This window comes from Blautia sp. DFI.6.71 (genome assembly GCF_020593585.1).
GTDB classification, from domain to species: Bacteria; Bacillota; Clostridia; order Lachnospirales; family Lachnospiraceae; genus Blautia_A; species Blautia_A wexlerae.
The window spans coordinates 1-23,405 of sequence record NZ_JAJDMJ010000058.1; the positions used below are offsets into that span (position 1 = coordinate 1).

Below are 23,405 nucleotides of genomic sequence, written 5' to 3' on the forward strand. Positions count from 1 at the left end.
GCAATCTGGAATGAATTTTGGCTACGTTACTGTGAACGGAGTGAACAGTAACATATAATTCCAATAACCTTTATTTTCTCTGTCTTATCTTTCTGGTAGATATGGAAAATGTATGCTAAAATAGAAATAGCAAATTTGTATGTAAAATAATAAGGAAAGGTAAGAGGGGGAAATGGAGAAAGAGGAAAAGCGTGCAGATCAGGAGAATGACACGGAAGAACAAAGTACGGAAGCGAAAAGCTTACTGAAAAAAAAGCTTCAATATTATAGTAGTGAGATTCAGCGTGATGTGGGAAATCTTGTAAAATGGCTGATGATCGCGGTACTTGTAGGATGTATTACAGGAGCGGCGAGTACACTGTTTTCTTTTGTGCTGAAGAGTGTGACAAATTGCAGGAAAGAAAATGAATGGATGTTCTATCTGCTTCCGGTGATGGGCTTAATTATTGTATACCTGTATGAGAAATTTGGTAAGGATGATGGAGGTACGAATCAGGTGCTTTCTACTGTGAGATCACAGGACGATGTGCCGATTTTATCTGCACCTCTGATTTTCATTTCTACAGCACTTACGCATCTGGCAGGTGGCTCTGCAGGACGTGAAGGTGCGGCAATACAGCTTGGTGGAAGTATTGCCAATCAGCTTGGACGTTGGATTCATCTGGATGAGGAAGACCGACATGTAATTGTTATGTGTGGTATGAGTGCAGCATTCTCTGCATTGTTTGGAACACCGATGGCTGCGGCTGTTTTTGCACTGGAGGTAGTCAGTGTAGGAGTGATGTATTATACAGCTTTGATGCCCTGTATGATTGCTTCCCTGGTTGCATCCGGATTTGCGGCAGGAATGGGAGTTACACCGGAGACTTTTCATGTAGTGGATATTCCGAAGCTGACTATTGAAACGGGTTTGAAAATGGGTGCTATCGCTGTTGGATGTGCAGTGATTAGTATTGTATTCTGTATGGTGCTGAATGGAGTTGCCGGAGCATATGGAAGGTGGTTTAAGAATCCATATGTGCGTGTAGTTGTGGGATCCTGTCTGGTGATTGGAATTACATTACTTCTGGGAACTTCAGATTATATGGGCGCAGGTGCAGAGCTGATTGAGAAGGCAGTGGAGGAAGGACAGGCAAGACCTCTGGACTTCTTCTGGAAATTAGTTCTGACAGCATTGACGATGCGTGCAGGGTTCCGTGGCGGGGAGATTGTTCCTTCGTTCTGTATAGGAGCTACTTTTGGATGTATGATGGGAAACTGGCTGGGACTTTCCCCGTCTATATGCGCGGCATGTGGAATGGCAGCAGTATTCTGCGGAGTAACGAACTGCCCGATTACATCGATTCTGATCGCATTTGAGATGTTTGGATTTAAGGGCGTTTCCTTTTATCTGATTGCGGTTTCTATCAGCTATGCGGCTTCGGGATATTATGGATTGTATAAGGATCAGACGATTGTTTATTCTAAGTATAAGGCGAAATATGTGAATAAACGTACGAGATTTTAGCTGAACTGAGAAAGTTTCCTGTTTTAATTGCTATAGACTGATTAAAAATAAGTAAGTCATACGTTTCAAGTCAAGCGGATATTTGCAATTGAAGCAGGGGACTTACTTGATTCGGTTAAAAAATGCAATATGCATAGGGCAGGGCTTTGCCAGTATTAGAAACAGTATAAATTGTTTCTGAGAAGTGACAGGGAATTATTTGATATAAATTTACAGATAAAATACAAAAAGCTGGCACAGATGAATGTGTCAGCTTTTGTATTTAGAAGGATATATGTATTAATAAGCATGCTGTATTTTGTATATTTTTCGTATATTAGCATTCTGGAAAAATCAGGCTGTGATTTTACGTGCATCGCGTTCTGCGGCTACTTCTTCAGGGGTTTTTTCGCGGAGCCTTGCAGCACCATGGTAATCTTTTGTTGGAATCAGCGGGTCATTTGCAAGATGTTCTTTGGCCGCTTTGATTGCTTCTGTGTACTGTGGAAGCCATTGTTCCTGAGCGACCAGCATTTCATCAATCATCTGCCAGATTTCAGGTGGGTTGCATACAGCACCTGTCAGTGGATCCATCATAGCTGCCTGTTTCAGAAGCTGTACATCGCCATGAACTGCAGCTTCAATTGCCAGCTTTTGTACCCAGATTGATTGTGAGCATACTGCTGCGCAGCCAAGTGGAAGGTCACCTACTTTAGGAATGCTGATTCCGTTTCCATCTACATAACAGGGAACTTCAACTACCGATTCCCATGGAAGATTTGTGATGCATCCTTCATTCATAATATTAAAGTGTCCTCTGTAATGACGTCCTGTTTCCAGAGATTCAATAATATAAGAAGCGTGTTCTTTGCTTCGTTCAGAACCATCTAATTTTTTTGCTGGTTCTGCCAGAATCTTCGGGAAATCTGTTTCAAACCAGTTACGTTCTTCTCGTGTAACACGGAGGTATCCACCAGTTTCGCCGTTTATCCAGTTATCAAGATTAATCCAGTCTTTGATTTCATCAGGGCGTTTGCGGTACCAGGCTACATATTCGGAGAGATGTCCATTGGATTCGGTAGAATAGTATCCGAAACGTTTTAACATATCAATGCGGACTTTTTCTTCTTGACTGAATTTAGGATGCGCTTCGAATCCTGCCAGAAGTTTAGGAATCATATCTTCTCCATTATGTTTTACAGAAATGTACCAGGTCTGGTGATTGATTCCGGCACAGATGACATCCAGCTCTTCTCTTGGAATACCAAGAACTTCTGAAATCTGCTGTTCTCCGTGAATTTCGCCATGACAAAGTCCGATAGTGCGGACTTTTCCATATTTGTTACAGGACCATGTAGCCATTGCGTTTGGATTGGAATAGTTCAGCATGATTGCTCCAGGTTCGGAAACTTCACGAATGTCTTTACAAAAGTTCAGCATTTCTGCGATAACACGTTGTCCATACATAATTCCACCAGTACATAAGGTATCCCCTACGCATTGGTCTACTCCATACTTCAATGGAATCTCTACATCTGTTTCAAATCCTTCAAGTCCACCGATACGCACACAGTTAACAATATAACGTGCATCTTTGAAGGCGTCACGACGATTGGTTGTTGCTTCAATTTTGATTGGAATATTGTTTGCGTCCAGATCTCTCTGACATAATTCTCTTGTCTTTTCCAGATTGTCCGGGTTAATGTCGGTGAAGGCAATTTCGATATCGTGAAATTCAGGTACAGATATAATATCTGTAAATAATGTTCTGGCAAATACAAGACTTCCTGCACCAATAAATGCAATTTTAAAACTCATATAAAAATCCCTCCTGTGTTTTTTACAGTATATAGTTTATTAAAAAGTTTGGTGACAGTTATTATCGGCTGTATAATAAAATGCAAGATATTATCGCATTTAATTTTTGGGTGGGATGTAAAAAAGCAAAAAAATGTGTTAGGATTGTTATAGATGCGAGATTGTTCAGGAAATCAACTTATTGGTACACAAGGAGAGTTGGGCATGTATCGAATATTTCAAAGAGAGAAACAGTATTTTAAAGTAACTGCATTTTATGCATTATCGTTGTCAAAATATCATATGAAATGTCATATTCATGAGAGTTTTGAAATTATGTATGTAACGTCAGGAGAATGCAGGATTTTTTGTCAGAATGAATGGTTACGAATGAAATCTGGTGAGTTTATTTATATTTTGCCCGGAGTACAGCATCAACTGGAAATTACAGAAGGGAGGCCGTGTTCTGTATTGAATCTGGAGTTTGCGCTGACTTCAGAAGAAACGGCAGTGGAGGCAGAAATTTTGCTTGAGAAGATTCGGGATTTTCAGAAATGTTTTCAGATGCCACAGGGATATATCGCTGCAAATGATGGAAGAAATCTGGGATATGCAATAAAAGATTTACTGTCTTATCTTCAGAAGAGCCAGAATAAGGTGGATGATCAGGAGTTCCTTTTTGGACTTCTGTTCAGTAGAACGATGGTAGAATTAACATATTGTATAAGCTTAAAGAAAAACACACAAGGAGTTATCTATTTGAAAAAAGCTTGTGATTATATAGATAAACATTTTCTGGAAGAAATCAGCATACCAGAGATTGCGGCATATGTGGATATTAACAAATCATATCTTCAGGCATTGTTTACAGACAAGATAGGATGTACGATCAATCATTATATAAACCAGAAAAGATTGGAGCAGGCAATATTTCTGCTTTGCAATAGTAGTTTTGGAATTACGGATATTGCATTTGCTTCCGGGTATAACAGCAGACAGCATTTTTCTTATACTTTTGAAAAATTTTATGGACTTACACCGTCTGCATATAGGGGACTTCATGCACGAAATATGACAACTGACACCAGAAACATCAGATATAGTCTTGAAAATGATAGAGATTTAAAGGGAGAGATTATGTAAATGAGAATAAAAAAATATATGTTTTTTATTGTGATTCTTATAGGAAGCTTAATCGGGAGTGCAAATATGAAAGAGGTAAAGGCAGAAGACAGTGAAAGTATAGAGGATATAGTTGAACTTTCACTTTTGTATTCTGGTTCAGATGTAACATGGGTGGCAGCGATAGAAACTTTATGCGATGAGTTTATGGCACAGAACCCTAACATTATTATTAACACAGAAAATTCAGGAGAAGCAAATTGTGAAAATGAACTTAAGGTAAAGGAGGCACTGGACGAATTTCCTGATATTTTTGAGCTGGAAAATGTTGATGCGTTTGCTGATGCGGGAAAGCTGGGGGCAATTGATGCGGAGGTAAGCAATATGGTGACCAATGTGATTGTGATTAATAAAAAGAGTTATGGTCTGCCGATATACGCGACCACAAATGGTGTAATTTATAACAAAAATATATTTAAAAAATATGATCTGGAAATACCGGATTCTTATGAAGAATTTATTCAGATTTGTGATACGTTGAAGGCAGAAGGAATTTGTCCATTGGCAATTGGCGGTAATCAGGAAGAAAATATGACATACTGGCTTAATTATTTCTTCCAGAAAGATATTATGGAAGAGAATCCGGACTGGTTGGAAATGAGAAAAGAGAGAAGCGTGAAATTTACAAGTGCAGAATCCATACATATGTTAGAAGACTTAAAGGAACTTTTTTCAAAAGGATATATTCTGGAAGATTCGGAAAATATGACAGAGAACCAGATTGTAACCAGAATGACGGAAAATCAGTTTGCAATGATATATGCGGGACCTTGGCTTTTTACCAAGATAATAGATGCATATCCAATGTCTACAGAATCGGATAAAACTCCTCTGGGAGAGGAAATTCCAGAAAATCAGGATCCGGTAACTTATCGTCTGGGATGGTTTTTTCTGGGAAATGACAATGGACATCTTACGGCTTTGACGAGAAATAATGCTTACTGGGCATTGTCAGAGACATGTACAGAAGATACCAGAAAAAAAGAGGCTGCACAGAGGTTTCTGAAATTTTTTTACACAAAAGAAAATTACAGAAGTATGATACAGGGAATGTATGGGCTTCCGGTAACGAAGGAGGCGATTATTTATCCGGCACCTTCTGCTCAGCAGAAACTTCTGAAAGATTACAGATATGCAGATAAGAATACAGTGTATCTGGGAATGCAGGGAACAGCATCGTCTTTTCTGACTGATGTCAACAAGATATTAAAAGAACTGTATACAGGAGAATATACGGTAGAAAAGACTGCTGAAGAAATAGATCAGGCATGGGACAGAGAGGCACAGGAGGAGTAATTTTTATGAAAAAACCACAGATCAGATTCAGGAGTTTCTACGCAAAACTGGTAATTATGTTTCTGTTTATGGGTTTGATTCCTTTTTTGCTCATGGGAATGCTGATCTATAATGTATATTCAAATACGATGTATGAAAATATTCTTGGAAATTTTTCTATGACAGATCAGATTATGGCAAAGAATATTTCGGATCTTATAACCGAAATTGCGGATGATACGGAATATATTTATAAGAGTAGTGTTTCTGATTATGATTATTTTTATGAGTTGTTTGAAGATACGGGAATGTCTGAAACAGGGAGGAATGCAATGATTACAAAAATTCTTCGGACAATCCTGTATATGAATGAGGCAATTGATCATGTATTTTTTGTTACTCCGGATGGAAAAATGTATTCTTCTATGAAAGCGCCGGAATTGCTGATCGATGAACAGGAAATGCAGGAATGGTATAAGAGTCATTATCTGATAGGTTCCAGAAATGTACAGATCATGTCCACTCATGAAACAAAATATTATAGAAATTCACAGAAAAATGATTTTACAATTTACAGAAATATTATGAATACAGCTACAATCCGAAAAGCAGGATCAGAAGTTCTGGGGACGTTGTTTATTGATATTTCGGCGGATTATTTAAAAAAGATGCTGACACAGGAAAGTTATGGAACAAACCATGAAATATATGTAGTAGATTCTGCTTCAGGAAAATATATTTATCATTCACAGAAACAGTATGAAGGAATAAATGCTCAAAATGATGGAATTCTCCTGGATGCTATGAAAAATAAGGAAAGTGGATATCTGGAGCAGAAAAATGAATGTCTTGTATATCAGAAGGTTGATGGTACAAATTGGCTTGTTATTGACAGGGTAATACCAGGAACGATTGAAGGTGCCTACAAGATGATAAGAAATACAACAATGCTGTTGATCGTGATTGGAGTAAGTTTATTGGCGCTTGTGTATATGTATTATTCAAAGAAACTAAATAAACCTGTACAGATGCTGAAAGAGACCATGAGCTGTATTGAAAAGGGTGATTTGGATGCAAGAGTACATATTGATTCAAATGATGAGTTTCAGGATATTGGAAATGGAATGAATCAGATGGCTGAAAATCTGAACAAATATGTTCAGAAGGCATACGTTGCGGAAATCAGACAGAGAGATGCAGAACTGGAAGCACTGAAAAGACAGATCCAGCCACACTATTTGTATAATACATTGGATGTCATAAGAATGTCTGCAATCACAAACGATGACATGCTGGTGGCTACTATGATCGACAGTTTGTCCGGGCAGTTAAAATATCTGATCGGGACAACCGGCAATATGGTTATTTTGCAGCAGGAGATCGCATGTATTTCCAATTACTTTAAACTGATTGAAGTGCGGTACGATTCCCGATTCTCTCTGAGTGTGGAAATACCAAAGGAATTATGGAAATGCAGAGTACCGCATCTGATTATTCAGCCGGTTGTTGAGAATGCTGTCAAGCATGGGTTGCGTCCGAATAAAGGACCTGGAGAGGTTGTAGTACAGGCGAAACAAAATATGGATTTTCTTGAGATTACAGTTATGGATAATGGCGTGGGAATAAATAAAGAAAGGCTGGAAGAAGTTCAGGCACTATTAAAGAGTGATGCCAGAATAGCAGAAGAGGATATTAAAGGAATGAGCATAGGAGTCAAAAATGTTTCTGACCGTATTAAACATTTGTACGGAAATGAGTACGGACTGGAAATTGATGCATATGAAGGAATGGGCACCATTGTAAAATACTGGCTGCCATTAATCTGGGAGGATGTTTAAGATGTACCGAATTATCATTGCGGATGATGAACCACTAATTATACGTGGTCTGAAAAAGATGATGGAATGGGGAAAGATGGACACGGAGGTTGTCGGGGAGGCTGAAGATGGAGAACAACTTTTGAATCTGCTGGATACTCTGGAACCAGACATTATTATATCGGATATTAGTATGCCGGAAAAGACAGGACTGGATGTTTTAAAAGAAATAAATAAACGTAAGCTGAAAACAAAGGTTATTTTTCTGAGTGGATTTCAAGAGTTTTCCTATGCAAAAGAGGCTGTAACATATGGGGCAGTGGACTATCTTCTAAAGCCTGTTTCTGTAGAAGAACTGGAAAATGCAATCAACAGGGCAAAGGATCAGATTGTTCAGGAACAGCCAGAGGCAGTCTGGAAGATTGAACAGCAAAATGTAGAGAACGTTTTTAAAGAGATTAATAATTTTCCGGTAAAAAGAAAAAAAAGAAAATTGCATGTTTCAAAAGAATTATTGAATGAAGGGAAATATTTTGCAGGTGTCTGCTTTGTGCTGAAAGGTGATCTGGTACAGAGAATTCAGGACAGTAACCGTTTTGAATTAATGAGATTTGCAGTTTTTAAGGAGATTGAAGAATATCTGGAAGAAAACAGGAATGGATTTGTAACCAAAAGAAGTGAAAATAGTAGCACTATCATCCTGGTATTATATTCTACAGACTTGCAGAATGAAACCGAAACAATTATTTCCAGAATCAGAGAAATCGTTTATGGGAAATATGGAGTAGAATTGATAGCAGGAATCGGGGAAATTACAACGCAGGCAGATAAGGTGGAATATCTTTATAAAACTGCTAAATTCTCTGCTGGTATTTACTATTTTACTCAGAAAGAAACGATTTATTATCAAAGCGTAGAAAGAGTATATAATTATTCTTTTGAAGAGTTTGAAAAGAAGTGTAAAGAGCTGACTCAGAAAATATTAGGACATGATGAAAACTGGAAGGATTCTTTTGACGAAAGTCTGAAAATTATAAGGAATCTTCATTATGGAAGCTGTTATGCAGTGGAAAGCAGATGTGTTATCTTGGCGATGAATGTATGTCATGATCTGTTGGAATGTAAAGTAATTGATGAGGAAAACAGGAAGAAACTGGAAAGAGAAGTAGAAGCACTGAGAGGACAAAATACATATGAAGACCTGAAGAAAAAATTTAAGAGTATTATGGAACGGTTTGTAAATGAATGTGTATTTTGCAAAGGAAACCAGGAGAATGATTCCATTTTTAAAGTAAAAGAATATATTTCGGAACACTTCAGTGAAGACATTACACTGGAAAAAATGGCACAGATGGTTTATATGAATCCTTATTATTTCAGTGCCTTTTTCAAGAAGGAAACAGGTGAGAATTTTAAGGCATATCTGCTGGAAGTCAGAATGAAAAAAGCATTACAGTATCTGATGGAAACAAACATGAAAACCTATGAGCTTGCCAGTCAAGTTGGCTATAAGGATGTGCGTACTTTTACGGACAAATTCAGAGATTTTTATGGATACAGTCCTGCGAAATATAAGAAGAACCACAGATGATTTTACGTGGGGTTTTTAATTGAAAAGAGTGGTATTATTTGGATGTCCCTCCAAAATTGTTGTAAATATACAAATGGTATGCTATAAACATCGTATGAAATATACCGAATCACTAAAAACAAACAAGGAGGAAAAGGAATGTTTAAGAAAGTAGTATCCGCAATTATGATTGCAGCAATGGTGGGAACGATGATGGCACCGGTAAGTGTATCTGCAAAAGACGGCGGAAAAACAATTGAATTATGGACTTGTTGGACAGAGGGCGCTGACACAGAAAAAGCAAGTCAGGAAATGATCCAGAAATGGGAAGAGGAAACAGGAAATACTGTGAACCAGACAAACTTCACCTATGATATGCTTCATGAAAAAATCCTGACAGCTGCAGCTGGTGGAAATGTACCAGATCTGATTTGGGGACTTCCGGAATATGTTGGTGAATTCTACAACATGGGAATCGTAGCTGACCTTACAGATAAATTCAATGAATGGGAAGATAAAGATGCTCTTTCAGATTCTGTTGTAAATGCAATGACAATTGATAACAAAGTTATTGGCATCCCATATGAAATGACAGTTCGCGCATATCTGGTACATGATGACGATCTGAAAACAGCTGGTATCGAAATTCCTGCGACATGGGAAGATTTACTTGCTCAGTCAGATTACTATGATAATAATGATAAATATCTGACAGAGATTGCATGCACAGGCGTTCGTGCTTCTCAGGAACTCTTGGTTTATCTTGCACAGTACGGTTTGGAAATCGCGTCTGCACAGGACGATGGAAAATACAAAAACACATGGAATGACAATAAAGATGAACTTGAAAAAGCAACAAAAGTATTCCAGTTCTATCAGGATCTGATTGATAACAAGATTATCGATTCCAGTGCTAAAAACTGGGGATGGGAAGAAACTGATGAAAACTTTGCAACAGGAATCACATCAACATATGTAACTGGTAACTGGCTTGCTGAGAGAGAATCCTCTAACCCGGACACTATGGGTGATGTATCTGTAGCTCCGATTCCATACCCGGCTGATGGACAGCCTGCTACATACATGGAGTGTAAACCAATGTTTGTTATGGAAGGCAGCGAGAACAAGGACGAAGCATTTGATCTTGCAACAGCATTCTGCAGCAAAGAATGGCAGGAAGCAGCATTTGCTGACAGATCCCCACGTTCTGACGTATCTACAGATTCCAAATGGAGTAAAGACTTCTCCGCACTGGCTGACACAGGTGTAACATTCCCTCCTGTAACATTAAGCGGAATCAATCAGGCAATGGTAGATTCTATTGCTAAGGTCCTTCAGGAAGGTAAAACTGCAGAAGAAGCAGCTTCCTGGCTGAGTGACGCAGTAAATGCATCTTTACAGGAAAATGGTGAACTGAGCGAATAAACGTTTTAAAAGAAATGCTGGGATGTGAAAGCATTCCAGCTTTTCTTATCTGAAAATGTTTAGATAGGAGGCTATATATGTCAAAATTACTGAAAAAAACGGACGGAAAACTGACAAGAGATCAGCAGGCAAGAAGATATGCTTTGGTTATGTTACTGCCGGCTCTTATTTTCCTTGCCTGCCTGATTGCATATCCTCTGGGAAAGGTTCTTCATGATGCTTTTTCACACGTACATCTGATCAATAAGAGTATGACAGGTTTTGCCGGTCTGGATAACTTTAAGAAAGTAGTATCAGATGAACACTTTGCACAGGCAATAAGAAACACAATTTTCTGGACAGTATTTTCTGTAGCTGGTGAATATATTATGGGTATGCTTACTGCAGTTTTATTGAATCAGAAATTTAAAGGAAGAGCAATCTTCCGTACTTTAGTATTTATCCCATGGCTGGTTCCGATTATCGTTGCAGGTATGACATGGGACTGGATGTTAAATCCAGACTTTGGTATTATCAATTACCTGCTTCTGAAAGTGGGACTTATTTCTGAAAAGATTAATTTTCTTGGTGATTCCAGATATGCAATGGCAACTGTAATTTTTGTAAATATCTGGAGATCTTTCCCGTATTATACAATTTCATTCCTGTCTGCAATGCAGTCTATTCCAGCAGATTTGAATGAAGCGGCAGCAGTAGATGGTGCTGGAATGTTTACAAGATTTTTCAAAATTACTTTACCACAGTTGAAATCTGTATCGCTTGTAATTGTATTTATTCATATTATCTGGACTGCAATTAACTTCGACTTTATCTGGGTTATGACAGAGGGAGGACCGAACTATGCAACAGAGACACTTCCAATCATGATCTACAGGTATTCAATGAAGACCTTTGATGTTGGCGCTGCGTCTGCATTGTCAACGATGATGTTTACTGCGATGTTTATTATGTTCCTTTTCTATTACAGAAAGAGAATGAAAATCAGTGATGATTTAAGCTAAAAGGAGGAAAAGGAAATATGTTGAATAAAAAAAATCAAACGATTGTAAAAACCGTTTCATATATTCTTCTTATTATAATTGCCATATATTGTGTATTCCCATTTATCTGGATGGTGATTTCAGCATTTAAGCCAAAAGACGAGATTCGTACGGCGATTCCTTCTTTTGTGATTCATGCACCTACGTTGGAGAATTTTAAGAAGGTACTGTTCCAGGCAGGGTTTATAAATTATATTAAGAACAGTTTTATCGTATCTGTAATTGCCTGTGGACTTTCTATGGTAATTGCTGTAATGGCAGGATATGCATTAAGTCGTTACTATAAACAGAAACTTGTAAAGGTTTCCAACTTTGCAATGATGTTGTCTCAGATGATCCCTGGTGTTCTTCTGTTGGTTCCGTTATATATGATCATGCAGAAATTCCATATTCTGGAAACTTACCTTTGTCTGATTCTGGCATATACAACTTTCGTTATACCGCTGTGTACGTTTATGATGAGCAGTTTCTTCGATACTGTACCGATGGCACTGGAAGAGGCGGCTGAGATTGACGGATGTGGAAAAGCACAGACGATTTTCAAGATTATTTTACCATTATCTGTTCCAAGTCTGATTTCTACCGGATTATATGCATTTATTAATGCATGGAACGAGTTTATGTTTGGTTACATCTTTATCTCTACAGATAAATACAGAACACTGACACCGGCGATCATGTTATTCAAAGGTGCAAATACTATTGACTGGGGTGGTCTGATGGCCGGATCTGTTATCGCGGTAATTCCGGTAACTATCATTTTCCTGTTCCTGCAGAAATATTTCCTTGCAGGCTTAATGAGTGGTTCTGTCAAAGGTTGATGCAAATTGAGAATAAGTTTAGAGAAGAAAGTATTGGTGAGACATCATGAAGAGAATTGAAATTAAAGAAAATAATTTAAACATGGTCTATGAGATCACAGATGAGAATGAGATTAAGTTATTACATTTTTCAAACTTACCGTTTGATGAAAATGATATTAATTCCTGTGAAGGAACAGCTTCTTTCAGACCGGTAGAAGTGTTGCTTTCAGGTTTAAACCGTCCGGGTGAACGCCATGGAACAAAGTATACTTATACTGCTCCTGGCTATCGCCTGAAATATAAAGATATGAAAGATTATCGAAACGAGACAGGAAGAAAACTTGAGATCCTTATGGAAGATAAACCTACAGGACTGGAAGTATGCAGTAATATTCAGTTCTATGATGGAATCTCTGTGATCAGAAGCTGGACAGAGTTAAAAAATAATGGAGAAGAAGATCTGGGAGTTGAGTATGTATCTTCTTTTGCATTGCTTGGTATTGACAAAGAAGGTCTTTTAAGTACTGATGAAAAACTGGAAGTTCTGATTGCACGCAATGCATGGCAGAAGGAATTAATCTGGAATCGTTTCAGTATGGATCAGCTAGGTATGTCTATTTCACAGCCGGATAAAGTAAGACGTTCTTCTCAGACAATCAGTGTTGGAAATACCGGAAACTGGTCTACTAAGAATTATCTTCCTATGGGATGCCTGAAGAATAAAGAAACAGATTCTATTCTGTTCTGGCAGATTGAGCAGAATGGTTCCTGGTACTGGGAAATCAGTGATCAGGATGGACATATGTATTTGCAGTTATCCGGCCCCACAGAACATCAGTCTCACTGGTGGAAGAATTTGAAACCGGGTGATACTTTTGCAAGTGTTCCGGTAAGTGTCGGTTCTGCATGTGGAGATGTGGAAGAGGCAGCAGGAGAACTTACAAAATATCGTCGTGCTATCAGAAGAAAGAATGAAGATAATGAGAAACTTCCGGTAATCTTTAACGACTATATGAATTGTCTGTGGGGAGACCCTACGACAGAAAAAGAACTTCCGCTGATTGATAAAGCAAAAGAAGCGGGTTGCGAATATTTCTGTGTTGACTGTGGATGGTATTCAGCAGGATTCTGGTGGGATGGTGTTGGAGAATGGCTGCCATCCAAAGAAAGATTTCCGGGCGGCTTAAAAGAAGTGATGGATTATATCCGTTCGAAAGGAATGGTCCCTGGAGTATGGCTGGAACTTGAAGTTATGGGAATCAAATGCCCGAAAGCAGATAAGGTTCCGGATGACTGGTACTTTATGAGACATGGAAAAAAGGTTTATGACAGAAGCCGATATCAGCTTGATTTCCGTAATCCAGAAGTTATTGCTCATGCAACAGAAGTTATCGATCGTCTTGTAAATGAATATGGCGTTGGATATATTAAGATGGATTACAACATTGAACCGGGAATTGGAACAGAACTGAACGCGGACAGTGCAGGTGATGGACTTCTTGGTCATAACCGTGCATACCTGAAATGGCTGGATGGGATTTTTGTAAAATATCCGGATCTGGTTATTGAGAATTGTTCAAGCGGTGGTCTGAGAATGGATTATGCAATGCTTTCACGTTACAGCATTCAGTCTACCAGTGACCAGGAAGACTATATAAGATATGCTACAATCGCAGCAAATTCTCCAATGGCATTAACGCCCGAGCAGGCTGCTATTTGGTCTTATCCTCTGACTGAAGGTGATAAGGAAGAAGTAATTTTCAATATGGTTAATGCAATACTACTTCGAATCCATCAGAGCGGTCATCTGGTAAATCTGAGTCAGGAAAGATTTGATCTTGTAAAAGAGGCAATCTCATATTATAAAACAATCCGTGTAGATATCAAGAATGCAGTACCGTTCTGGCCATTAGGTCTTTCTAAATATCGCGATCCGTGGGTGAGCATGGGATTGAATGCAGGTAAGAAAGATTATGTGGCTGTATGGAGAAGAAACAGTCAGACTGCTTTTGCAACAATTCCTGTTGAGCACAGAAAAGGTCAGGATTTGAAAGTGGTATGTGGTTATCCGAAAGCAGAACCATGTAATTATAAGTGGAATAAAGAGGCTGGAGAGTTAACCGTAGAATTTCCAAATCCGGTTAGTGCTAGACTGTTTTGTCTGGAGGAGGTATAGAAAATATCAGAGGATTTGTATGAAAAATAAATATAAAATGTTCATAAAGTGATGGCATTAAGAATAGAAGCAGGAGTGATTTATTGACGGATGCAATAAATCCCCTGCTTTTTCGTTGCAGAGAAGGAGAATAAATGTTAAAGTAAATAATACGGCATAAAGAAACGGCATAATAAAAGTTATTCCTACAAGTGTGTTATTATTTATCAGGGATAGAAATTGTGTCAAATATGTAAAGAGAGGAAAGAGTTTATTTGGGAAAAAGTAACCAAAGTACGCAGGAAATAAATTCGCAGGCACAGAATCCGCTGGGTACAGCACCCGTGGGTGGACTGATCGCGAAGTTTGCGATTCCTGCGATCATCAGTATGCTGGTCAGTGCGATGTACAATATCGTGGATCAGATTTTTATTGGCCAGGGTGTGGGGATGCTGGGAAATGCAGCTACAAATGTGGCGTTTCCTGTTACAACGGTCGCAACTGCGCTGGCATTGCTTTTGGGAATTGGCGGTGCATCAAATTATAATCTGGAAATGGGGGCAGGACAGGAGAAGAAAGCCAGCGGGATTGCAGGTACTGCGTTGTCGTCACTGGCAATCAGTGGTCTGATACTTGCTGTGATTGTACTGATGTTCCTGAAACCACTTCTGACATTGTTCGGGGCAACTGCAGATGTTATGCCTTATGCTGTTGATTATACAGGTATTACTGCATTTGGACTTCCATTTTATATTTTGTCTGTCGGCGGGAATCATGTGGTCAGAGCAGACAGAAGTCCGACTTATTCTATGGTCTGTATTATGATAGGTGCGATCATCAATACTATTCTGGATCCGCTGTTTATTTTTGGATTCGGATGGGGAATTAAGGGTGCTGCATGGGCAACAGTGATCGGACAGGTTGCTTCCGGAGTTCTGGTAATTGTGTACTTCTGTAAGTTCCGCAAAATGTATCTGTCCGGTGGGATGCTGAAACCAAAGCTGTCATATCTTAAAGCAATTATTTCTCTGGGACTTGCATCCTGCATTAATCAGATTGCCATGGCGATCGTGCAGATTGTATTAAATAATATTCTGCGTTATTATGGAGCAAATTCCGTATATGGAAGTGATATTCCCATTGCCTGTGTAGGTGTTATCTCCAAAGTCAATATGGTGTTTATGGCAATCTGTATTGGTATTTCTCAGGGCAGTCAGCCAATCTGGGGATTTAATTACGGAGCAAAGAAATATGACAGAGTAAGACAGGCATACCGTTATTCTGTAACTGCCTGTACAGTAATTGCAACGATATTTTTTTTCTGTTTCCAGATATTTCCACACCAGATCGTGGGTATCTTCGGAACAGGAAGTGAGCTGTATTTTCAGTTTGCAGAACGCTACTTGAAAATATTTATGTTTATGACTTTTGCAAACGGTATCCAGCCGGTATCTTCCGGTTTCTTTACTTCTATCGGTATGGCGAAGCTGGGTATTGTAATGTCTCTGACACGGCAGGTGATTTTTCTTCTGCCATTGATCATTATCTTCCCGTTGTTTATGGGAATTGATGGAGTGATGTATGCAGGACCGATCGCAGATGCAGCGGCATTTGTGCTGGCAATTGTGTTTGCGAGACGAGAACTGGGAAAGATGCGCAGTGCGGAAATAGCATAAAAAAGTTCCCGCAGATAATATGGAAGAAATTTGTCCATATTGTCTGACGGGAACTTTTTTATAAAAGATTGTAAAACTGATCGAACAGCTCTGTCTGGAAGCTTCCGGGGCCGGAGCTGTTTTTCTCTGCTCTTTCTCCTGCTGTGCCAAATTCTCTGGCTGCTGACAGGGCCGTTGTAAATGGGTCTGTAACTGCCAGATAGGTGGCACAGATCATTCCAAGCATACATCCGGTTCCTGTGATCTGTGACATGGCAGGAGTACCGTTTGTAATAAATTCACACTTACTGGCAGAGACGATCATATCTTCCTTGCCTGTGATAAGAAGTGTGGTATTCCACTGGGAAGCCTTTTCCTGGAACAGTTCTTTCAGATGGGAACGATTGGCATCTGTAAGCACATCCTGTACGCCTGCGTCAATTCCGATTGCATGTGCGGTCTGTCCGGACATGGCAAGAAGTTCAGACATATTTCCTTTTAAGAGTTCAGGCATGTGGATGTTCATAAGCTTCTGCGCAAATTCATAGCGCAGATTGCTGCAGGCGGTTCCTACCAGATCAAGCATAACAGGTATGTGGAGACTGGCAGCGATTTTCAGAGATTCAGGCATGGATTTCATACGCGCATCGGTGATATTTCCAAGATTCAGTGCCAGTGACTGAGCATGGCTGGTGATCTCAGCTACTTCAGCAGGATGTTCTGCCATGATCGGGCGGCCTCCGGCCGCCAGAATAATATTAGCGCAGTCATGAATAGAAATTGGATTAGTGATGCAGTGAATCAGCGGTTGGGCTGCTCTGGTCAGTTGTCTGGGATTTGTCTGATTTACGGTCATATACTTTTGCTCCAAGGCTTTGTTGAAATTTGGCAAGCATTCCTGCGTGACTTAAGGCCTTCAGGAAGAAATAGGCAATGGTGCCGCCCATGCAGGTTGCTGCCAGAAACATTGGTGTATAGAAAAATGCGTTCAGTCCGCTTCTGCCCATAAGAAATGCCATTACAGGATAGGAAACCAGAGAGCCGATGATACCGGTTCCGAAGATTTCACCGATCACTGCGCAGATAATCTTTCCATGAGAAGCGCGGTAGAAAACGCCTGATAAAAATGCGCCGAATACGGCACCTGTCAGTGCAAGTGGCGGGATACCCATAAACATCATTCGGATGATTCCGATGAGAGTGGCACAAAGCAATGAATACCACGGTCCCAGAAGTACGGAACAGACGATGTTTATCAGGTGTGCAGTAGGGCACATACCCTCGATTCTCAAAATAGGTGAGATGACAACGCCGATGGCAACCATCATGGCGAGCATGACCATTCTGAGTGTTTTTGATCTGTCTGTGTTCATAATAATGAACCTCCTTGAAATGAAGATTTGGTCTGCCGAAGCAGACATTATCAGTTGTGCAGGAAGCAGATAAAATCCTGCAAAAAAATCTGCCGGAATAACACACTGGCAGATTTTAATATACAAATACAGTCCCTACGCTGGCATTATCCATATCAGGTGCGGTCGAAGATCAATCTTCCTCTCAGCTTGTCACACAGGCTCCCGTTGTTATTATCCATTATGCAGATTTTCTTTTGTTAGAGCGTATTTGAAAAATGCTTTACGCAAGATGTGCGTTACAATTTTTCAAACACGCTTTAGAGTAACACAAGCTTTTGGAAAAGTCAATGGGATGTAAAAGCAGTGTAAATTTCCTACAGTAAATTTACACTACCTAATATTATTTTTAAGTTGACTTTTTATTTTTTTCAGCATATACTAACAGTAGCTAAGGAATGTGACGAGATTCCATGAAGCGAACTAAAGAAACAAAAGCCCTCAGAGTTGCAGCTCTGAGGGCTTTCTTGCTCGTTACGGTGAGCTGTTCCGTTTGGGCTGTTGCTGTCTAGCGTCTGCCGTCCAGCCATTTGCATATGTAGTAGCTAACTACGCCTGCTAAAACAGAGACAAGAAATGTGACGAGAATTTCTTCCATGAAACTCACCTCCTTTCTGCTGGAGGTTCGACAGCTCTTATAGTATATCATGGTTTAGGACGAATTGAAATAAAAAATCTATTTGTACTAAAACGATTGTCCGTGCTATGATTAACAGGTAGATGACAGACAGCATATGATAAAAAGAAGCTGTCTGCATGGACAGAAAGGCAGGTTAAATCTGATGAAACAGGAAAATTACATAAAGGGTATGATAATGATCATCCTGTCGGCGTTTTTCTTTGCTTGTATGAATGTGAGTGTGCGTCTGGCAGGTGATCTGCCGTCTGTGGAGAAGAGTTTCTTCCGGAATCTGGTGGCGGCGGTGTTTGCAGCGGCGATTCTCTGTAAGAATCGTACAGTGCCGAAGGTGGATAAGAAATACTGGGGACCGCTGATTTTGCGTTGTGTGTGCGGGACACTGGGGATTCTGTGTAACTTTTATGCCATTGATCATCTGTTGGTGGCAGATGCATCGATACTGAATAAGTTGTCTCCGTTTTTTGCGATTATTTTTTCATTCCTTTTGTTAAAGGAAAAGATCAGACCGGTGCAGGCTGCGTGTGTTGCGCTGGCGTTTATAGGATGTTTATTTGTAGTGAAACCGGGATTTCAGAATGCGGCACTTGTTCCGGCACTGATAGGAGTCTGCGGTGGACTGGGGGCAGGAATTGCCTATACGATGGTGCGTGTACTGGGAACTCACGGAGTGAAGGGACCGGTTATCGTGTTTTATTTTTCATTTTTCTCCTGTTTGTCGGTTGTGCCGTGGATGTTGTTCCATTTCACACCCATGAATATGAAGCAGCTTGTGACATTGCTGATGGCAGGATTATTCGCAGCGGGTGGACAGTTTACGATTACGGCTGCATACACCTATGCACCTGCAGGGAAGATTTCCATTTTTGATTATTCGCAGATTATTTTTGCCACGATGCTGGGATTTATCCTGTTTGGAGAGATTCCGGATAAGTACAGCTTTACAGGATATGTGCTGATTATTCTGGCATCATTGGGTACCTTTCTTTATAATATGAGGGTAGCTAAGGCTGGTAAATGAAGAAGAAGTAAAAAAGGATTTTTTTGATTTTATCAAGTAAGTCTGATGAAATCCGATCAGTATATAGAATTGTTGGATTGTAAACTATAAAATAGAAAAAGTTGTCAATAAAAACGCTTTGTGTTAAAGTATCCAATATGTTAAAAAATTAAGGAGAAGGGTGTACAAAGATGTCTTTTATAAAAAATATTCCACTACGCCCTCACCATGGAATGTGCCTTGCATATTTCAAGGGTGAGGGATACAGTGATGGGTTTTCCGCACATATGCAGGAAATGCTGGATATTTTCCAGAAGGGAGCGAAGATACAGCTTCATGCAGATACAGACGAGATTTGTTCTGCCTGTCCCAATAATGAAAAAGGATGTTGTTCTTCCTTTTCGCTTGTAGAAGCATATGACAATGCAGTACTGGATTTATGTGGCCTGGAGAATGGACAGATTATGGAATTTGATGATTTTACAGATATTGTTCAAAAGAAAATCCTGGCATCAGGAAAGAGGAAAGAAATCTGTGGGAATTGTCAGTGGAACTCCATCTGTGAAAGCCAGAAGAGCAGATGGGAGAAATGCTAAGAAAAATAGAGTTACAGAATGAATAGCGTTCCGGTACAGAACAGAAGCTATGAATAAAAAAGTCAGATGCGCAAATAGTGCAGTAGAAAGGACATAACGATAAAAATGGAAAATACAGAATCACGTTTATATTTCGCCAGTGACTACATGGAGGGTGCACATCCTGCGATCATGAAAAAGCTGATGGAGACGAATCTGGAGAAAACAGTGGGATATGGTCAGGATCCATATACAGAAGAAGCGAAAGAAAAGATCAGAAAAGCCTGCAATGCACCGGAGGCAGATGTATTCCTGCTGGTTGGCGGAACACAGACCAATGCCACAGTGATCGATGCACTTTTGAAATCCTATCAGGGAGTTGTGGCTGCGGATACAGGCCATATTGCAACCCATGAATCTGGCGCCATTGAATTTGGTGGACATAAGGTTCTGATAGTACCGCAGAAAGATGGAAAAATCTCTGCACAGCAGATTGAGAAGCTGGTGAAGGATTTCTATGATGATGCCAACTATGAGCATATGGTAATGCCTGGAATGGTATATATTTCCCAGCCAACAGAATATGGTACCCTGTATTCCAGAGAAGAATTAGCAGCTCTCAGCAAAGTCTGCCGGGAAAATCATCTTCCCCTTTATGTGGATGGCGCCCGCCTTGCCTATGCACTGGCAAGTCCGGAGAACGATGTGACTCTCACTGATCTGGCTGAATTTAGTGATGCGTTTTACATTGGAGGAACCAAATGCGGAGCATTGTTTGGAGAAGCGGTGGTTATACCGCAGAAAGGACGGATTCCTCATTTCTTTACAATCATCAAGCAGCATGGAGCATTGCTTGCCAAAGGAAGAATCGCCGGGATCCAGTTTGGTGAGCTGTTTACGGACGGACTGTACCTGCGGATCGGCAAACCTGCAATGGAAGCTGCAGAGCAGATCAAGGCTGCACTGAAGAAGTATGGATATCAGCTTTCTCTGGATACGCCTACCAACCAGATCTTCTGTATTGTGTCTAATGATGTAATGAAAGAAATAGCCCAGGATGTGGAGTTCGGATTCTGGGAGAAGTATGATGAGACACACTCTGTGATCCGCTTTGCCACAAGCTGGGCTACTACTATGGAAGATACACAGAAACTGATTCAGATTCTGGAAAAAAATAAATAAGAGAAAAAATCAGTGGTCAGTTGATTTAAAGGAGTGTTACAGGCAGCATCAGGGCAATGGTGCTGCCTTTTTCGCTGCTCTGGGTTACTTTTACCTGACCGTTGTGCTGTCTGGCAATCTCGCTTACAAGAGCAAGCCCCAGACCTGCACCGCCCATGGCACGGCTGCGGGATTTGTCCACACGGTAGAAAGGATCAAAGATTTTTTCCTGATTTTCAGGGGAGATACCGATGCCTGTGTCGGTTACCTCCAGGACTGCAGACTCTGCAGTGTGAATGCTTACAGTGACGGAACCGGAAGGCCGGTTATATTTGATCGCATTTTCAACCAGATTATAAACTGCCCGGTACAGAAGGATATAGCTGCCTGTAACAGTACAGTCGCCATCTGTCTGAATAAGCCGGACCTGATGTTTTTCTGCAACCGGATCCAGATCGCAGAAAACCTCTTCTGTGAGTGCTGCAAGGGAAATAGTGTCAGAACGCTCTACTGTTTGAAGACCTGTCATGTCCAGCAGGATTTCCGCAAGATGGGAAAGCCGTCCGGTCTGTTCCTGAAGCATGGTGAAAAGTCTGTCGTATTCCTGGGGTGCGTGCTCCGGCTTTTTGTAAAAAACTTCCAGATTTGTCTGCATTACAGCTAAGGGTGTGCGAAGCTCATGTGCTGCACTTGCCACAAACTGTTTCTGTGCAGAGAAGGCATTGTCCAGGCGGGCAAGCATGTCATTAAAGGATCTGGTCAGACGTGAGATTTCATCCTCTGAGAGTGGGACTTCCAGCGGTTCAGACAGATTCTGTGCCTGTACCTGGCGGATCCTGTCGCTGAATCTGCGCAGGGGGGTCAGGGCTCTTCTGGTGACAAACCAGGTACAGATACTGCTGAGAAGAATAATGATACCTGTGGCAATCATGCTCTGGAACAAAAAATTGTTTTTGGTATTCTGGATCTGGTTTTCCAGATCAGGGATGAGGATTTTTGGATCTACATTGATGGAGATCGGGTTTGAATTATCGGGGGTGACCAGAACCACATAGTCGGAGATCCCTTCCAGGCCGGTCACAGCAGAACGGCTGATGAAGAAATACATCAGTGCACAGGCTGTGATAACCAGCCCGGAGATCAGCAATGTGAGCCGCCACTGGAGAGAGAGCCTGCGGGGGGAAAGTTTTTCTGAATAAAATTTCATAGATAAATCCTTTCGTTTCATTATAATGACATAGTAGTATTTGAAATCTGAAAATATTTATTGTACAGATATGAATGATTTTTATTCTTCCAGAATATATCCCTGTCCAATCTTATTCTGTATAGGATCATATCCAAGGGCAGTTCTCAGTTTTTTCCTTAAAGAAGAAATGTGCACCCGGATGGAGTTACTGAAGCTGTTTACGCTGCCGTCCCAGAGATGCTCGATCATTTCCTCAGGGCTGATGATCCGGTTGCGGTGAAGCAGAAAGTATTCCAGAAGTGAGCTTTCTTTTCTGGTGAGAGCCAGAGGCGCGCCATCTACACTGGCTTCTCTTGTGCGTGTGTCAAAGGTAATGCGGCTGCATCTCAGGCAGACATCCTCCTGGATAAATTTACGGCGGGTAAGGCTGCGGATGCGGGCTTCCAGCTCCTCGAAATGAAATGGTTTGGTGAGGTAATCGTTGGCTCCCAGATCCAGACCCTCCACCTTATCCTGGATCTGTACTCTTGCGGAGAGTATGAGAACAGGAGTATTGGTATTGAAGGTACGGAACTGACGCAGGATTTCCAGACCGTCAATTCCCGGCAGGTTCAGATCCAGAAGGATCAGGTCGTAATTCTCTGTCATACATAATTCCAGTCCCTCTTCCCCGTCAAAGCAGGTATCTGTTTCATATCCGTCCATGCGGAGTCCTTCTGCCATGGAACGGCAGAGCTGTTCTTCGTCTTCTATAATTAAAATGTGCATGATAGTCTCCTTTTTGAATTTTTGACTCTGATATATTATCAGTTTTATCATAGCACACGAAGTATAAAATTCGTGTAAAAAAAGAAAATGTTTCATATTAAAATATCCGATTACAAAGTTCTTTTAACAACCGTAGCAAGAATTCCCTCACCTCTATAGGGACGCCGCTGAAAAACTGTTTTTTCATACTATATACAGTGTCTCAAAGTTGATTGATGTACTTTATTTTGTGTTAATTTATACGCAAAAAGGACTTTTTCAGTGGCCTTCTATAGGTGATGGGATGAATTGCACTATGAATTGCACATTCGAGCATGTCTGCTCAAATTTATAAAAAATCACAAAACACTTGTTCTGACACAATAAATATATTATAATAGAAAAAAGAACAATATGCTCTTGGAATTTGGACGGTCGAAATAAGCAATAAGTGAGTGTACATAATGAGTTTAGATAAT

At 40.3% G+C, this 23,405-nt stretch carries 18 protein-coding genes and 1 riboswitch; of the genes, 13 read left to right on the top strand and 5 right to left on the bottom strand.

Going from position 1 to position 23,405, the window contains the following annotated elements; translation table 11 throughout:
* Nucleotides 1-172 precede the first annotated feature (172 nt).
* On the top strand, nt 173-1,507 hold the full coding sequence (locus LJE12_RS16885; RefSeq protein ID WP_022380440.1) for a chloride channel protein: 1,335 nt from the start codon (nt 173-175) through the stop codon (nt 1,505-1,507).
* Between the two features lie 333 nt (nt 1,508-1,840).
* Here LJE12_RS16885 and LJE12_RS16890 read toward each other — a convergent pair whose 3' ends face one another.
* Complete coding sequence (locus LJE12_RS16890; protein ID WP_022380439.1) at nt 1,841-3,304, bottom strand: alpha-glucosidase/alpha-galactosidase; 1,464 nt, start codon at nt 3,302-3,304, stop codon at nt 1,841-1,843.
* A gap of 204 nt (nt 3,305-3,508) precedes the next feature.
* Between LJE12_RS16890 and LJE12_RS16895 the strand changes: the two genes are divergently transcribed.
* From LJE12_RS16895 to LJE12_RS16935, 9 genes are all read left to right on the top strand, one after another.
* Nucleotides 3,509-4,426, top strand: a complete 918-nt coding sequence (locus LJE12_RS16895; RefSeq protein WP_022380438.1) for an AraC family transcriptional regulator — start codon at nt 3,509-3,511, stop codon at nt 4,424-4,426.
* Nucleotides 4,427-5,761: an ABC transporter substrate-binding protein gene (locus tag LJE12_RS16900; protein WP_022380437.1), complete on the top strand. Its 1,335-nt coding sequence runs from the start codon at nt 4,427-4,429 to the stop codon at nt 5,759-5,761.
* A gap of 5 nt (nt 5,762-5,766) precedes the next feature.
* Entirely contained in the window at nt 5,767-7,578 is a 1,812-nt protein-coding gene (locus LJE12_RS16905; protein WP_161234124.1) for a sensor histidine kinase, read from the top strand.
* 1 nt (nt 7,579) lies between these two features.
* Nucleotides 7,580-9,148, top strand: coding sequence for a response regulator transcription factor (locus LJE12_RS16910; protein WP_227226998.1), 1,569 nt, complete (start codon nt 7,580-7,582; stop codon nt 9,146-9,148).
* 138 nt (nt 9,149-9,286) lie between these two features.
* Nucleotides 9,287-10,552 (top strand): ABC transporter substrate-binding protein, encoded by a 1,266-nt coding sequence (locus LJE12_RS16915; protein WP_173699841.1) that lies wholly within the window; start codon nt 9,287-9,289, stop codon nt 10,550-10,552.
* 77 nt (nt 10,553-10,629) lie between these two features.
* Nucleotides 10,630-11,553, top strand: a complete 924-nt coding sequence (locus tag LJE12_RS16920) for a carbohydrate ABC transporter permease (protein WP_055060616.1) — start codon at nt 10,630-10,632, stop codon at nt 11,551-11,553.
* 17 nt (nt 11,554-11,570) lie between these two features.
* On the top strand, nt 11,571-12,413 hold the full coding sequence (locus tag LJE12_RS16925) for a carbohydrate ABC transporter permease (RefSeq protein WP_055060617.1): 843 nt from the start codon (nt 11,571-11,573) through the stop codon (nt 12,411-12,413).
* Between the two features lie 46 nt (nt 12,414-12,459).
* Nucleotides 12,460-14,571 carry a glycoside hydrolase family 36 protein gene (locus LJE12_RS16930; protein ID WP_173684013.1) on the top strand — a complete coding sequence of 704 codons (2,112 nt, stop codon included), beginning with the start codon at nt 12,460-12,462 and terminating at the stop codon, nt 14,569-14,571.
* A 254-nt stretch (nt 14,572-14,825) separates the two neighbouring features.
* The gene (locus tag LJE12_RS16935) at nt 14,826-16,226 is read left to right on the top strand and encodes an MATE family efflux transporter (RefSeq protein ID WP_255610879.1); all 1,401 of its coding nucleotides are present in this window, start codon (nt 14,826-14,828) and stop codon (nt 16,224-16,226) included.
* A gap of 58 nt (nt 16,227-16,284) precedes the next feature.
* On the opposite strand, the gene thiM is transcribed toward LJE12_RS16935, so the two are convergent.
* On the bottom strand, nt 16,285-17,061 hold the full coding sequence (gene thiM / locus LJE12_RS16940; RefSeq protein WP_227226999.1) for a hydroxyethylthiazole kinase: 777 nt from the start codon (nt 17,059-17,061) through the stop codon (nt 16,285-16,287).
* Nucleotides 16,991-17,578, bottom strand: coding sequence for an energy coupling factor transporter S component ThiW (gene thiW / locus LJE12_RS16945; protein WP_227227000.1), 588 nt, complete (start codon nt 17,576-17,578; stop codon nt 16,991-16,993). Before thiW ends, thiM begins: the two co-directional genes overlap by 71 nt.
* Before the next feature lie 114 nt (nt 17,579-17,692).
* Nucleotides 17,693-17,796: riboswitch (TPP riboswitch) on the bottom strand.
* Nucleotides 17,797-18,399: 603 nt separating this feature from the next.
* Between thiW and LJE12_RS16950 the strand changes: the two genes are divergently transcribed.
* From LJE12_RS16950 to LJE12_RS16960, 3 genes are all read left to right on the top strand, one after another.
* Nucleotides 18,400-19,275, top strand: coding sequence for a DMT family transporter (locus tag LJE12_RS16950; protein ID WP_025580879.1), 876 nt, complete (start codon nt 18,400-18,402; stop codon nt 19,273-19,275).
* Between the two features lie 170 nt (nt 19,276-19,445).
* Nucleotides 19,446-19,850 (top strand): DUF1284 domain-containing protein, encoded by a 405-nt coding sequence (locus LJE12_RS16955; RefSeq protein WP_025580881.1) that lies wholly within the window; start codon nt 19,446-19,448, stop codon nt 19,848-19,850.
* A gap of 105 nt (nt 19,851-19,955) precedes the next feature.
* Nucleotides 19,956-21,011, top strand: coding sequence for a threonine aldolase family protein (locus tag LJE12_RS16960; protein WP_025580883.1), 1,056 nt, complete (start codon nt 19,956-19,958; stop codon nt 21,009-21,011).
* Nucleotides 21,012-21,036: 25 nt separating this feature from the next.
* On the opposite strand, the gene LJE12_RS16965 is transcribed toward LJE12_RS16960, so the two are convergent.
* Together LJE12_RS16965 and LJE12_RS16970 are read right to left on the bottom strand one after the other, a co-directional pair.
* A complete protein-coding gene (locus tag LJE12_RS16965; RefSeq protein WP_118617533.1) occupies nt 21,037-22,197 on the bottom strand; it encodes a sensor histidine kinase in 1,161 nt (386 codons plus the stop codon).
* 81 nt (nt 22,198-22,278) lie between these two features.
* Entirely contained in the window at nt 22,279-22,947 is a 669-nt protein-coding gene (locus LJE12_RS16970) for a response regulator transcription factor (protein ID WP_025580886.1), read from the bottom strand.
* Between the last annotated feature and the right edge of the window lie 458 nt (nt 22,948-23,405).